Source organism: Pseudobutyrivibrio sp. YE44 (assembly GCF_900104335.1).
Classification (GTDB): domain Bacteria; phylum Bacillota; class Clostridia; order Lachnospirales; family Lachnospiraceae; genus Pseudobutyrivibrio.
The window spans coordinates 846,412-859,690 of the sequence record NZ_FMXT01000001.1 but is presented as its reverse complement, the minus strand read 5'-3'; the positions used below and the strand labels follow the sequence as shown (position 1 = coordinate 859,690).

Here is a 13,279-nt window from a genome sequence, read left to right as displayed (position 1 = left end):
ATGAAAAGGTTTTTAGTTTTATTGATGTCAAGTATGATAGCGTTTTCGTTTGCAGGATGTGGTGACAATGTAGAGAATGCTGAAAAAGATATGGTAAATACAGATTCTATAGAGGGGCAGGAGGAGCCTATGTCAGATTCTCAGAATTCTGGTGATCCACAGCCAGATTCTGAAGCAGAATCCACTGCGGACCCTACCGTGGATATTGATTTAACAGCCATGTCTTCAACCTTTATCTATTCCGAAGTTTATAATATGATGATGGAACCATTGGCTTATGTTGGAAAGACGGTAAAAATGGAAGGTAACTGTGGAATCTACGTGGATGAGCAGACTGGTAAAAAATACTATGCTTGTATAGTTCAGGACGCCACACAATGTTGTTCCCAAGGATTGGAATTTGTCTTAGATGAGAATCAGTACAGTGAAGCAGACTATCCTAATGAAGGTGATGAAGTTACTATAACAGGTGAGTTTTCAACTTATGAAGAGAATGGTGGAACCTATTTAACTATGAAAAATGCTGTAATGCAATAACGAAAGGCAACGGAAATCCGCTGCCTTTATTATACTAGTAAGAAATGACTAAATAGAGTTTGATATAACGAACTATAAATGTTACTATATGATAGCTAACAGTGATAACTTATATTATTCAAGGAAAGAATAATGCCTAGAGACAAATCATTTAGTCATGAAAAAGTTAATAGAGCAATAAGAGAAGAATTCTTGGCAAAAGGATATGAAGGTGCTTCCATAAGGAGTATTGGAGAGCGGGCAGGAATGACCTCGGCAGGGCTTTACAGACATTATGCTGACAAAGCTGCTATGTTTGATGCAATGGTGGAACCACTTGTAAAAGATATAAAAGCATGGATATCTTCCCATAAGAATAAAAAATATTCTTTAATTGAATCAGAAGGACCATCTGTTAAAGATGAGGTTTTTGGAGAAAGCTTTTTTGATTTGATAGAGGATATTATTCTCCCAAAGAAAGCGGAGTTTCAAATGCTAATAAATTGCTCTAAGGGAACAAAATACGAGAATTTTATTCATGACTTTGTTATTCAAAATCAAGATGATTTTCTTTATGCAATTCAACTCATGAAAAAATCTGGTTACCCAGTGGTAGAGTTAAGTCAGGAGGAATTACACATGTTGTTATCAGCATATACAACTGCATGTTTTGAGCCAATCATACACAATTATGATGATGATAAAATTAAAAAATACCTTACCACTTTGCAAGATTTTTTCATGCCAGGTTGGATTAAAATAATGGGATTAAGTTAAAGAGCCGTAAGGCTCTTTTTTCTTTGGTTAGTTATCAAAATGCTGTTAGTGATAACTAAAAATTTTTCAAGAAAAGGGAGGAAGGGAATAAATCATGGAAGAGAAGAAGAAAAGTGTTTTACCTCAGCTATTTAATTATGCTGGGAAGCACAAGTATCTCATGATTGCTTCTTGGATACTTGCGGGAATTAGTGCGCTTTTAGCGCTGGCACCTTTTTATTATATTTGGTGCATTATCCGAGAGGTGGTTGAGGTTAGACCAAATTATGAAGAGGCAGTGAATATCACCTCATATGGATGGCATGCTGTTGGAGTGGCGTTGCTTTCTATGCTGATTTATTTAGGTGGATTAATGTGCTCTCACTTGGCAGCCTTTAGAGTTCAAGTGAATATGCGTGTTGCTTTGATGGAACACATTATGAAGCTTCCAATGGGACATATTGAGGCAGAGGGAAGTGGAAAGATTAGAAAGATTGTTGCAGATTCTACAGCAGCTACAGAGACTTTTATTGCACATAGTCTTCCTGACAAGGCTGTAAGCTATGTGACTCCTATTGGTATTATTGGAATGCTTTTATACTTTGATTGGAGAATAGGGTTAATCTGTATGATTCCAGCCCTTCTTGCATTCCTTTGCATGGGCAAAATGATGGGAAAAGAGATGCAGGTAGCTATGACTGAATATCAGAATGCCTTGGATGAAATGAGTTCTGAGGCTGTGGAGTATGTACGTGGCGTTCCTGTAGTAAAGACCTTTGGTCAGTCTATTTTTTCATTTAAACGATTTAAGGAAGCAATCGATAAATATGAGCAATGGGTTATTAACTATACCGTGAGTCTTCAAATTCCGATGGTAGGCTTTGTAACTTTATGTAACGGAATTTTTGCTGCACTGGTTGCTTGTGGCTTCGTATTTACGAAGGCGGGAGTTGAGAATGAATTTTTGTTTAACATATTGTTCTACATTATCATTACTCCAATTCTCACAGTGACTTTGATGAAGGTCGCATATGCGGGAGAAAGTGAAATGATAGTTATGGATTCTCTAAATAGAATGGATTCTATACTTGGAGTAGAGCCTCTAAAGGAATCTGATAATCCTAAACATCCTATTGATTCGGGAATAGTTCTTGAGAATGTAAACTTCGCATATTCGGATTCAAAGTGTAATGCGGTGGACTCAATTAGTCTTAGCATTAATCCAGGGGAGCATGTAGCTCTTGTGGGACCATCAGGTGGAGGAAAGACCACACTTGCATCCTTGGTTGCAAGATTTTGGGATGTGAATTTGGGAAGTATAAAAATTGGTGGAGTAGATGTAAAGGATATTGCCAGCGCTGAGCTTATGAAAAATGTTTCTTATGTATTTCAGGATAGTAAGCTTCTTAAGATGTCTATTCTTGAAAATGTTAGACTTGGAAATCCTGAGGCTAGTGATGCCCAGGTAATGCAGGCACTTAAGGATGCCCAGTGTATGGATATTATAGAGAAATTTCCAGAAGGGGTTCACACAGTTATTGGAACAGAGGGAGTATATGTTTCAGGTGGTGAAGCACAGCGTATTTCAATAGCCAGAGCCTTCCTTAAGAATGCTCCAATTCTTATTTTAGATGAGGCTACTGCTTTTGCTGACCCTGATAATGAGGCGAAGGTGCAGCAGGCTTTTGCTAATCTATCAAAAGATAAGACTGTAATTATGATTGCACATCGCCTGTCAACCGTTGTGGATGCTGACAAGATATGTGTTCTTTCTGGTGGAAAGATTATAGAGTCGGGAAAACATGATGAGCTTGTAAAGACTGATGGTATGTATAAACATATGTGGACTGAGTATAACAAGTCAGTAAATTGGAAGGTAGGTAAGGGAGCATGAGTATAGTAGAAAAATTACAACATAAATACGCCCTTTCTGAGAAAGGTGCGAAGGATATTATAAAGGCTTTTGGTGCCTGCACACTTTCGAACATTTCCATGATGTTTCCTGTAGGTGTGTTATACAAGTTTTCAACAGATTTGTTAGAGGGAAACAATTTAAGAGATAATATGTCCTTCTATATTATGGGAACTATTATTTGTCTGATATTAATAGCAGTTACCCAGTATATACAATATAATGCTACTTTTTATTCCACATATGTGGAAAGTGGTGTGCGTAGACGTTCACTTGCTGAAAAGCTTAGAAGGATTCCGTTATCCTTCTTTGGAAAAAAAGATTTAGCAGACTTAACAAACACTATTATGGCAGACTGCGCAATGCTAGAAACAGCATCCTCTCATTGGTTGCCAGAGCTTGTGGGAGCTATGATTTCTACAACCATAGTGGTTATTTCATTGTTCTTCTTTGACTGGAGAATGGCGCTGGCAGCAATGTGGGTACTGCCTGTTGCATTTATTATTGTATTTTTCTCTAGACCTTTTATGCATAAGATGAATCGAAAAGGCAATAAGTATAAAATTGCTTGTTTAGATGGAATTCAGGAAGCTCTTGAGACTGTTAGAGATTTAAAGGCTTATAACGCTCAGGATGAGTACATGGTAGGACTTAAGAAGAAAATCAAGGCTGTTGAAAGTCACACTATTGCCAGCGAGTTTTTAAATGCTGCTTTTGTTGGTAGTGCGCAAATGATTCTTAAGCTAGGAATAGGTACTGTTGCTGTTGTTGGTTCAGCTCTTTTAGTGAAAGGTGACATTAACGTAATTACATTTTTTATGTATCTACTTGTAGTTTCTAGAATGTATGAACCACTTCAGATTTCATTACAGAATTTCTCTGCAATGATTGCAACAGATACTCAGTGTGAGCGAATGGATGTTATTCTTTCACATCCAGAACAGACCGGAGTGGAACAGCTTTCTAACAATGGATATGACATTGAGTTTAAGGATGTAAAGTTCTCATATGAGGATGGAGAGGCAGTTCTTAATGGAGTAAGTTTTACTGCAAAGCAAGGAGAGGTCACAGCTCTTATTGGACCATCAGGCGGAGGTAAAACTACAGTATCAAGACTGGCTGCAAGATTCTGGGATATTGATTCTGGACTGGTTACTGTTGGTGGAATGGATGTAAGTAAGGTTGATCCTGAAACATTGCTTTCTATGTATTCTATTGTGTTCCAGGATGTGACCTTATTTAACAACTCTATAATGGAAAATATTAGAATTGGAAAAAAAGATGCTACAGATGAGGAGGTTATTGCAGCGGCAAAGCTTGCTCGTTGCGATGATTTTGTTCAGAGTCTTCCAGAGGGATATAACACAATGATAGGAGAGAATGGTTCTGAGCTTTCAGGAGGTGAGCGTCAACGTATTTCTATTGCAAGGGCCTTCCTTAAGGACGCACCAATAATTCTAATGGATGAAGCTACAGCATCCCTTGATGTGGACAATGAGTCCCTCATTCAGGAAGCTATCTCAGACTTGATTAAGAATAAGACTGTTCTTATTATTGCACATCGCATGCGTACAGTTGATGGAGCAGATAAGATTGTAGTTCTTAAGGATGGAATTGTAGCCGAACAGGGTGTGCCATCTGAACTACATGGTGTGAAGGGAATCTATTCTCACATGATTAATATGCAGATGGAATCTGATACTTGGAGGATGGCTTAGAGGTATTTTTATGTGGCAAATAATTTTAATTCCATTTATAGGTACAAGCCTTGGAGCAGCAAGTGTTTTTCTGTTTAAAACACGAATGAGTGAAAAACTTCAAAGAGCTCTTACTGGATTTGCCTCTGGTGTAATGGTGGCAGCTTCCTTTTTTAGTCTTATTGTGCCCGCTTTAGAACAGGCTGATGAAATGGGGAAATTAAAATTTATTCCTGTTTCTATTGGGTTTGCAATTGGAATGTTATTTTTGCTTGTCCTAGATATGGTAACTCCTCATATGCATTTTAATAATTGTGAAGAGGGACCTAGAAGCGGATTAAAAAGAACCACTAAGCTTGTGCTTGCAGTTACTCTTCATAACCTACCAGAGGGTATGGCTGTTGGTATTGTTTGCGCAGGATGGATGTACGGAAATGCCTCTATTACCTTTACGGGAGCATTGGCGCTTTCACTTGGTATCGCCATTCAAAACTTTCCTGAAGGAGCTATAGTTTCAGTTCCACTTTTAGGTGAAGGTGTACCAAAAGGAAGAACTTTCTTATATGGAGTATTATCTGGAATAGTAGAACCGATAGGAGCATTACTTGTTATAGCGGCATCAGCACTGTTGATTCCTACAATGCCATATCTTTTAAGCTTTGCTGCAGGAGCAATGATTTACGTAGTAGTAGAAGAGCTTATACCAGAAATGTCAGAGGGGCCACATTCCAATATTGCTACTATTTGTTTTGCGGTGGGGTTTATTCTAATGATGTCGCTGGATGTGGGGTTAGGATGATTGAATGATATTCCATTCTGGAATATATTGGATATCAATATGAATGAGCGAAAAGCCTTGGAATTGTGAAGTTTCAGGGCTTTTTTTGTTATAATTCTATTTGCTGAAATCTAGTGTTATAGAGGAGGAGAATAGATATGGCATGTTTTTTAGTACCAGCTGGTGAAGGTGTGGTAACAGAAATTGTTAAAAAGGTAGAGGCAAAAAAGGAATTAAATGGAGATAATAAAAAGACTGAAGTAGCAGTTCCACTTAGTAAAAAGCTTGGATGGCTTTCAAAGCTTCTTTGGGGTGGCTCAGTGCTTCTTGCATTTGAGCATGTATGGCATGGAGAGGTTGTACCTTTCTTCCCATTTTTAACTGCAATGTCAGATCCAACAGATAAGGGTGAGATGCTTCATGAAATGTCAACAGTTGGTGTTTCAATGGCAGTGCTTATCACAGTAATCTGGATTGGTATGTGCGTAACAGCAGATATTATTGTTAAGAGACCTCTTTCTACATCAAAGCAGGTCTAATAAGGGAGGAAAAGTCATGACTTTATTACTTACAGTATTCGCAGCAGTTATTACAACAATTGTATGGTACAACCGCAAGAATGATGAAATGAAGCTTGGTGTACTTATGTATATGTTTTGGGGAGCATCAATTATGTGGTTTGTGGATGCTATTTTTGAATATGCAGAGCTTGGTGCAGATTATTTTGCACCAGCAGTTGAGGATATGATAAACGATTCATTCCTTGGACTTTCAGTTATTGCATTAGCCTTTGTGATTTGGCTTGTATATCTTTTGATTAAGGATCCAAAGGGAACTGTGAGAAGGTCAATTACAGCAAAATAGGGTTAGTATTTAGGGACCTCATAAAATTGAGGTCCTATTTTATATTATGTTTGACAAGATGATTACAAAAGCTTATACTGTCAAAAAATATACAGAAGGATATATTTGTACATGAAAACCTATACATTCGCTAATAATTTCATAGCCCCTAATAATGGCGCCGGTTCAGTGAACCCGGGGTTTTATTTTGCTATGTTTGGTGAGTGTGTTTATAAGTGTATAAATTAGTATCATACACTTTACTTGAGTTTATTAGCCTCATCAAACATTTATAGTTTGATGGGGCTTTTTATATTATAAAAATATGAGACATCAGGAGGATATGCTAATGGAACTAGTAAGAGTACAGGATAGTGATTTTCAAAAGGCATATGAGCTATTTATGACCTTTCCACAGGATGAAAATGGATTCATAAATTGTGCCTATGGATACGATTATGATCAGTTCTTGGAGTGGGTAGAGAAAAAGAGAAACTGGTCTGAAGGTAAAGAGCTTCCAGAAGGTTTTGTGCCAGATACAACCTTTGTTTTATCAGATGATGATAACTATGTGGGTGTTTTTAATCTTAGACATTGTCTGAATGATTTCTTAAGAGAAGGTGCTGGTCATATTGGATATGGCATATCACCAAAATATCGTGGTAAAGGTTATGCATCAGAAGGACTTAGACTTACTCTTGAAAAAGCTCGTGCTATGAGTATTCATGAAGCATATCTTTCTGTAAATAAGGATAATCCAGCTAGCCTTAAGGTTCAGCTTAAAAATGGTGCATACATTCATCATGAGGATGATACAAAATATTATACTAGAATAAATGCCATTGATGAAAATGGATCAAGACAGGAAATTGTAAGTGATTTTTATACTGATTATGATGAAGATACAAGATTGGATAGAACAAGACATGGTCAGCTAGAATATGCTATCACCATGGAATATGTTCATAAATATTTGAAGCAGGATTCTAAGGTTCTTGAGGTGGGAGCAGGTACTGGACGATATTCAATAGCCCTTGCAAAGGAGGGATATGATTTAACGTCATTGGAGCTTGTTGAAAAGAATCTTACTATTCTCAAGGATAAGAGTAAGGGAATTTCGAATATCAAAGCCTTACAAGGAGATGCCACAGATTTAAGCAAATTTGAGAATGATACTTTTGATGTAACCTTGGTATTGGGTCCAATGTATCATCTTTACGAGGAGGAAGATGTGCAAAAGGCTATTGATGAAGCTATAAGAGTTACAAAAACTGGCGGTACAATCATTTTTGCCTTTATATCTGTATTTGCAATCATGTATTCAAACTTCTTCCAAGGAAACTGGAAATCTGGAGAGAAGATGAATTTCACATCAGACTATAAAACCAGACATTTTAAAGAACAGCTCTTTACTGGCTATGATGTGGTAGAGTTTGAACAGCTCTTTAAAACTAAACCAGTGGAATGGATTACCACAGCAGGTGTAGATGGATTGCTTGAACCAGTAGAGCATAGACTAGATTTCTCAATTCCAGAGGAAGATTTTGAAAGCTTTAAAAACTGGTACCTTGCCTTTTCTGAAAGGCGAGAGCTTTTAGGGCATACAAATCATTTGCTTTATATTTGCAGGAAAAAATAAGCCTAGGTGCGTTAATGATTATACTAAGGTCTTAATCATCTCAATATAGTGTAGCGTAAGCTGTGAAGGTCGTATTGCAGTTGGTAGAATATAGCCAATCTCCATGTAATCATCAACGTCTAATGGTTTTGCGATTATATTGGGGCCGTTTAATTCTTCGCTTATGACGCCACTACAAATTGTATATCCGTTAAGGCCTATGAGCATGTTAAAGAGAGTGGCACGGTCACAGACTATAAGTTCCTTGTCACTATCTAGGGTGCTTAGTATTTCTTCTGAAAAGTAGAAGGAATTGTGGCTGCCTTGTTCATAAGAAAGACGTGGATAAGGCTTTAGGTCATCAGGTGTTAGTGATTTCTTCTTTGCAAGAGGACTATTTTTTCCAATAAAAACATGAGGCTTTGCTGTGAATAATGGCTCGAAAGTTAGGCCGTTATCACGCAAAGTCTTTTTTATTACAGTTTCATTGAAGTTATTGAGATAGAGAATTCCAATTTCACTTCTAAGATGTGCAACATCATCAATAATATCGAAGGTTTGAGTTTCTCTCATATGAAATTCATACTTATCTTTTCCATATTCTTTTAAAAGCTTTACAAAGGCTTCCACTACAAAAGAATAATGTTGAGAGGAGACAGAAAATCGTTGCTTTCCAATTTCTTTGCCGGTATAGCGTTCGTTAATAAGAGCAGCTTGTTCTAAAACCTGACGTGCATACCCTAAGAATTCATCTCCATCTGGAGTTATTTCTATTCCTTTGTTAGAACGAGAAAATAGAGTTATATCATATTCTTTTTCTAGTTCATGAATTGCAGAGGTAAGACTAGGCTGCGCAATGAAAAGCTTCCCAGCAGCCTCAGTGATATTTCCTGTTTCTGCAACGGTTACCGCATATTGAAGTTGTTTTAAAGTCATTACCATATCCTCCCATAATAATAGAATTGAAAATACTATATCACAAATCCATAGATTTTATCTATGGAAAAGTGCGCATTTTATATATTTTGCCTATCAACTAAGTAGGTCTATAATTCAATCAATTAATAGCACAGGAGGAGAATAGAAAAATGAGTAAAATAACAACCCCATACAGATATGATTTTGTAGGAAGCTTCCTGCGACCACAAAGACTTAAGGATGCAAAGGCAGATTTTGCTGATGGAAAGATAAACCAAGCAGAGTTTGACGCAATTGTTAATGAAGAAATTACTAAGGTAGTAAATAAGCAGAAGGAACTTGGATACCATGTTATTACAGATGGAGAATTCAGAAGAACCTTTTGGCATCTTGATTTTATGTGGGGCTTTGATGGTGTGGAGCACAAGGCCACAGGTAATGGTGTGGCCTTCAATGGAGAGCTTGCTGTACTTGATGACACATATTTGGTAGGAAAGATTAAAGCAAAGGCACATCCATTTGTAGAGTATTTCAAGTTTTTAAAGCAGTTTGAGGATAAAAACACAGTTGCAAAGTACACCATTCCTGCACCAGCACAGACTTTCCAGCAGATGATTGTACCTCAAAACTATGAGAATACTAAAAAGTATTACGCTAATAATGAGGAGTTAATTAATGATATCGCAAATGCGTATCAGGATGTTATAAAGCAGTTTTACGAGGCTGGTTGCCGTAATCTTCAGTTTGATGATTGTACATGGGGAGCAATTGTAGGGGATGCGGCAAAACAGAGATATGCTTCACTTGGTATTGATATTGAGGACGTGAAAAAACAGCTATTAAGTGTAAATAACAAGGCTTTGGAGGGAAAGCCAGAGGATATGGTAATCACATCACATATTTGTCGAGGTAATTATCATTCTACTTTCTTTACTAGCGGTCCATACGATTCTGTGGCAGATTACGTATTTGCGAAGGAGAATGTAGACGCGTTATTCCTTGAATATGATGATGAGCGTTCGGGAGGATTTGCTCCGCTTGCTAAAGTATCAGAGGATAAGAAGGTGGTACTTGGACTTATCACTACAAAATCACCTAAGCTTGAGGATAAGGAAACAATAATAAAGAGAATTAATCAGGCTGCTAAATATGTTCCACTGGACAGACTTTATCTTAGTCCACAGTGCGGATTTGCATCCTGCGAAATTGGAAACAAGCTTACAGAAGAAGAGCAATGGGCTAAACTTAAGCTTGTAAAAGAAATTGCTGAAGAGGTATGGGGATAGTATTTAATCTATTTGCAAGTATAACGGGTAAACCGTTATACTTGTTTTAGATTGGAGGATATTTAGGCTATGAACTACCTTAAGGATTTAAGAGAAAAAGTCGGTCATGAAATGCTTATGACTGTTGGATGCGGATGTTTGTTGGAAAATGAAAAGGGAGAGGTTCTTTTACAGAAGAGAAGTGATAATGGTCTTTGGTGTGTACCAGGTGGGGCTTTAGAGCTTGAGGAAACTTATGTTGAGGCCGTTAAAAGAGAAGTGTTTGAAGAGGTAGGAATCAAGCTTCTTGATCCTGAACTCTTTGGTTTATACTCTGGTGATGATCGTGTGATTCAGTATCCTAATGGGGATATTGTATATTCACTTGCTGTTATCTTTAAAGCAACAAAGTATGAAGGCACTATTTCCGATGAGGATTCAGAAGTATTAGAGCATAGATTCTTTTCAAAGGATGAGATTCCGCCAAGGGAAATGTTGTTTGAGCCAGATGCAAGACCAATACTTGATTGGGCAAGTGGCGACAATAATTGTATTGTGAAATAGGAGCAAGATAGATGAAAGCATACTATCACCTTCCTGGGTTATTTGAGTTTTATGAATTGTATAAAGTGTTTTTACCGCTGTATAAAAACCATCCTGAATACTTTTATGATTGGTGTGAAATAGGTTCAATATATGGTGCTCCAGCTGATTGCATTTGGGGTGGAGGTCGTGTTGGATTTGGGGATGAGCATCCTGAAAATGTAGCTGATTTGATGAAGGAGTTTAACATAGAAGCTCGTCTTACATTTAGTAATTCGTTACTTCGTCAGGAACACTTAGCCGACAAGAGGTGTAATGCACTTTGTACGTTATTTGAAAATGGCTTTAAAACTCAAAATGGAATAATAGTTCACTCAGACTTGTTGCTGAATTATTTGATGGAGCATTACCCAAACTATTATTTTGTTTCTTCTACAACTAAAGTTATGACAGACTTTGCTCAGTTTGAAGAGGAATTAAATCGACCAGAATTTAAGTATGTAGTTCCAGATTTTAGACTTAATAAAGAAATTGAAAAGTTGACAGCTTTATCATCTAGTCTGAAAGATAAAGTTGAGTTCTTGTGCAATGAATGCTGTTGGTACGATTGTTATGACAGGAAACGCTGCTATGAGAATGTCAGTAGAAAGAATCTAGGAGATGACTGTCCAGACCATGAATGTGTTTCTCCAAATGCAAGTGTAGGGTATAGATTTTCAGAGGCAATGAAAAATCCAGGTTTCATTGGCTTGGAGGATATCCAAAATGTATATCTTAGAAAGGGCTTTTCAAATTATAAAATTGAGGGACGTAGCCTAGGCAGTGCAATAGTCTTAGAGTTCTTGTTGTATTATATGACAAAGCCAGAATATCAACTGAAGGTTCGAGAGGAAATCTATTTGGATAGTATGCTAGATTTATTTTAGTTATTGATAAAATTACACCATTAAGAAAAACCTTTTTATATTGTGGATTTATTGGAGTTCTGCTATGCTACTTTTGGTTAGAGGTTTCTAACTAAAGTGTAAATCATTGCAGAGCTCCTTTTCGTTTATAAGAGTTGCTACCTCTTGAAAAGGAGTTCTAAAATCTCGTGAAAGGATGGTTTTTTATGGATTATTTAGAAATTGAAAAAGTTGTAGGTAGAGAGATTCTTGACTCAAGAGGAAATCCTACAGTTGAGTGTGAGGTTACACTTGTGGATGGAACAGTAGGCAGAGGAATGGCTCCTTCTGGTGCGTCTACTGGTGAGTTCGAGGCTCTTGAGCTTAGAGACGGAGATAAGAATAGATATTTAGGAAAAGGTGTTCTAAATGCAGTTGAGAATATCAATGGGCCAATTGCTGATGTGATTTGTGGTATGGATGCATCTGATATCTATGCTATTGATGCAGCAATGATTAAGGCAGATGGCACAAAGGATAAGTCAAAGTTTGGTGCTAATGCAATTCTCGCGACCTCCATTGCATGTTGTAGAGCAGCAGCCACAGCTCTTGATATTCCACTTTATAGATTTTTAGGTGGTGTTCAGGGTACAAAGCTTCCAGTTCCTATGATGAATATTTTAAATGGTGGTGCTCACGCTGATAGTGCTGTTGATACGCAGGAGTTTATGATTATGCCTGTAGGTGCATCTTCTTTTAGCGAGTGCTTACGTTGGTGTGCTGAGGTATTCCATGCTCTTAAGGCTATCCTTAAGGAAATGGGAGATGTTACAGCAGTAGGTGATGAAGGTGGTTTTGCTCCTAATTCCCTTAAGAATGATGATGATGCTATCGAGACTATTTTAAAGGCTATCAAGGCAGCTGGCTTTGAGCCAGGCAAGGATTTTATGATTGCTATGGATGCTGCATCTAGCGAGTGGAAGTCAGAAAAAGGCAAGGGCTTCTATCATCAGCCAAAGTCTGGCAAGGACTTTACAACAGATGAACTTATTGATCACTGGGCAGCTCTTGTTGATAAGTATCCAATCATCTCTATCGAGGATGGTCTTGATGAGGAGGATTGGGAAGGCTGGCAGAAGATGACAGCTAAGATTGGCGATAAGGTTCAGCTTGTTGGTGATGATCTTTTTGTTACAAACACAGAGCGTCTTTCTAAGGGAATTGATAATGGATGTGGAAACTCTATCCTTATTAAGCTTAACCAGATTGGTTCTGTATCAGAGACACTTGAGGCTATTAAGATGGCACATAAGGCTGGCTATACAGCAATTTCTTCACATAGAAGTGGCGAGACAGAGGATACAACTATTGCAGATCTTGCAGTAGCTCTCAATACTTGCCAGATTAAGACTGGCGCGCCTTCAAGAACAGAGCGTGTTGCAAAGTACAATCAGCTTCTCAGAATTGAAGAGCAGCTTGGTGAGGCTGCAGTATATCCTGGAATGGGTGCGTTTAACGTTAAGTAATTATATAGATTTTTTTCAACAAC

Annotated in this window: 13 protein-coding genes; 12 read left to right on the top strand and 1 reads right to left on the bottom strand. The window is 37.6% G+C overall.

All coding sequences use genetic code 11. The features are described 5' to 3' along the window. The 8 genes from BLR54_RS04080 (at window position 1) to BLR54_RS04045 (ending at window position 8,141) form a co-directional block, all read left to right on the top strand. Complete coding sequence (locus tag BLR54_RS04080) at window positions 1–537, top strand: hypothetical protein (protein WP_090417182.1); 537 nt, start codon at window positions 1–3, stop codon at window positions 535–537. A 132-nt stretch (window positions 538–669) separates the two neighbouring features. Next, complete coding sequence (locus tag BLR54_RS04075) at window positions 670–1,293, top strand: TetR/AcrR family transcriptional regulator (RefSeq protein WP_090417180.1); 624 nt, start codon at window positions 670–672, stop codon at window positions 1,291–1,293. Window positions 1,294–1,387: 94 nt separating this feature from the next. Continuing rightward, window positions 1,388–3,166, top strand: a complete 1,779-nt coding sequence (locus BLR54_RS04070; RefSeq protein ID WP_090417178.1) for an ABC transporter ATP-binding protein — start codon at window positions 1,388–1,390, stop codon at window positions 3,164–3,166. Window positions 3,167–3,168: 2 nt separating this feature from the next. Next, window positions 3,169–4,902: an ABC transporter ATP-binding protein gene (locus BLR54_RS04065; protein ID WP_334292235.1), complete on the top strand. Its 1,734-nt coding sequence runs from the start codon at window positions 3,169–3,171 to the stop codon at window positions 4,900–4,902. Window positions 4,903–4,912: 10 nt separating this feature from the next. Next, complete coding sequence (locus BLR54_RS04060) at window positions 4,913–5,680, top strand: ZIP family metal transporter (RefSeq protein WP_090417174.1); 768 nt, start codon at window positions 4,913–4,915, stop codon at window positions 5,678–5,680. A gap of 137 nt (window positions 5,681–5,817) precedes the next feature. After that, on the top strand, window positions 5,818–6,198 hold the full coding sequence (locus BLR54_RS04055) for a hypothetical protein (RefSeq protein ID WP_090417172.1): 381 nt from the start codon (window positions 5,818–5,820) through the stop codon (window positions 6,196–6,198). A gap of 16 nt (window positions 6,199–6,214) precedes the next feature. After that, the gene (locus tag BLR54_RS04050; protein ID WP_090417170.1) at window positions 6,215–6,523 is read left to right on the top strand and encodes a hypothetical protein; all 309 of its coding nucleotides are present in this window, start codon (window positions 6,215–6,217) and stop codon (window positions 6,521–6,523) included. Between the two features lie 328 nt (window positions 6,524–6,851). After that, on the top strand, window positions 6,852–8,141 hold the full coding sequence (locus tag BLR54_RS04045; RefSeq protein ID WP_090417168.1) for a GNAT family N-acetyltransferase: 1,290 nt from the start codon (window positions 6,852–6,854) through the stop codon (window positions 8,139–8,141). Between the two features lie 18 nt (window positions 8,142–8,159). Here the strand turns inward: BLR54_RS04045 and BLR54_RS04040 are convergent, their stop codons facing one another. Next, a complete protein-coding gene (locus BLR54_RS04040) occupies window positions 8,160–9,056 on the bottom strand; it encodes a LysR family transcriptional regulator (protein ID WP_090417166.1) in 897 nt (298 codons plus the stop codon). A 152-nt stretch (window positions 9,057–9,208) separates the two neighbouring features. On the opposite strand from BLR54_RS04040, the gene BLR54_RS04035 reads away from it, so the two are divergent. The 4 genes from BLR54_RS04035 (at window position 9,209) to eno (ending at window position 13,256) form a co-directional block, all read left to right on the top strand. Beyond that, window positions 9,209–10,324 (top strand): 5-methyltetrahydropteroyltriglutamate--homocysteine S-methyltransferase, encoded by a 1,116-nt coding sequence (locus BLR54_RS04035; RefSeq protein ID WP_090417164.1) that lies wholly within the window; start codon window positions 9,209–9,211, stop codon window positions 10,322–10,324. 69 nt (window positions 10,325–10,393) lie between these two features. Continuing rightward, entirely contained in the window at window positions 10,394–10,867 is a 474-nt protein-coding gene (locus tag BLR54_RS04030; RefSeq protein ID WP_090417162.1) for an NUDIX hydrolase, read from the top strand. A gap of 11 nt (window positions 10,868–10,878) precedes the next feature. Then, window positions 10,879–11,772, top strand: coding sequence for a hypothetical protein (locus BLR54_RS04025; protein WP_090417161.1), 894 nt, complete (start codon window positions 10,879–10,881; stop codon window positions 11,770–11,772). 185 nt (window positions 11,773–11,957) lie between these two features. After that, window positions 11,958–13,256, top strand: coding sequence for a phosphopyruvate hydratase (gene eno / locus BLR54_RS04020; protein WP_090417159.1), 1,299 nt, complete (start codon window positions 11,958–11,960; stop codon window positions 13,254–13,256). Window positions 13,257–13,279 lie beyond the last annotated feature (23 nt).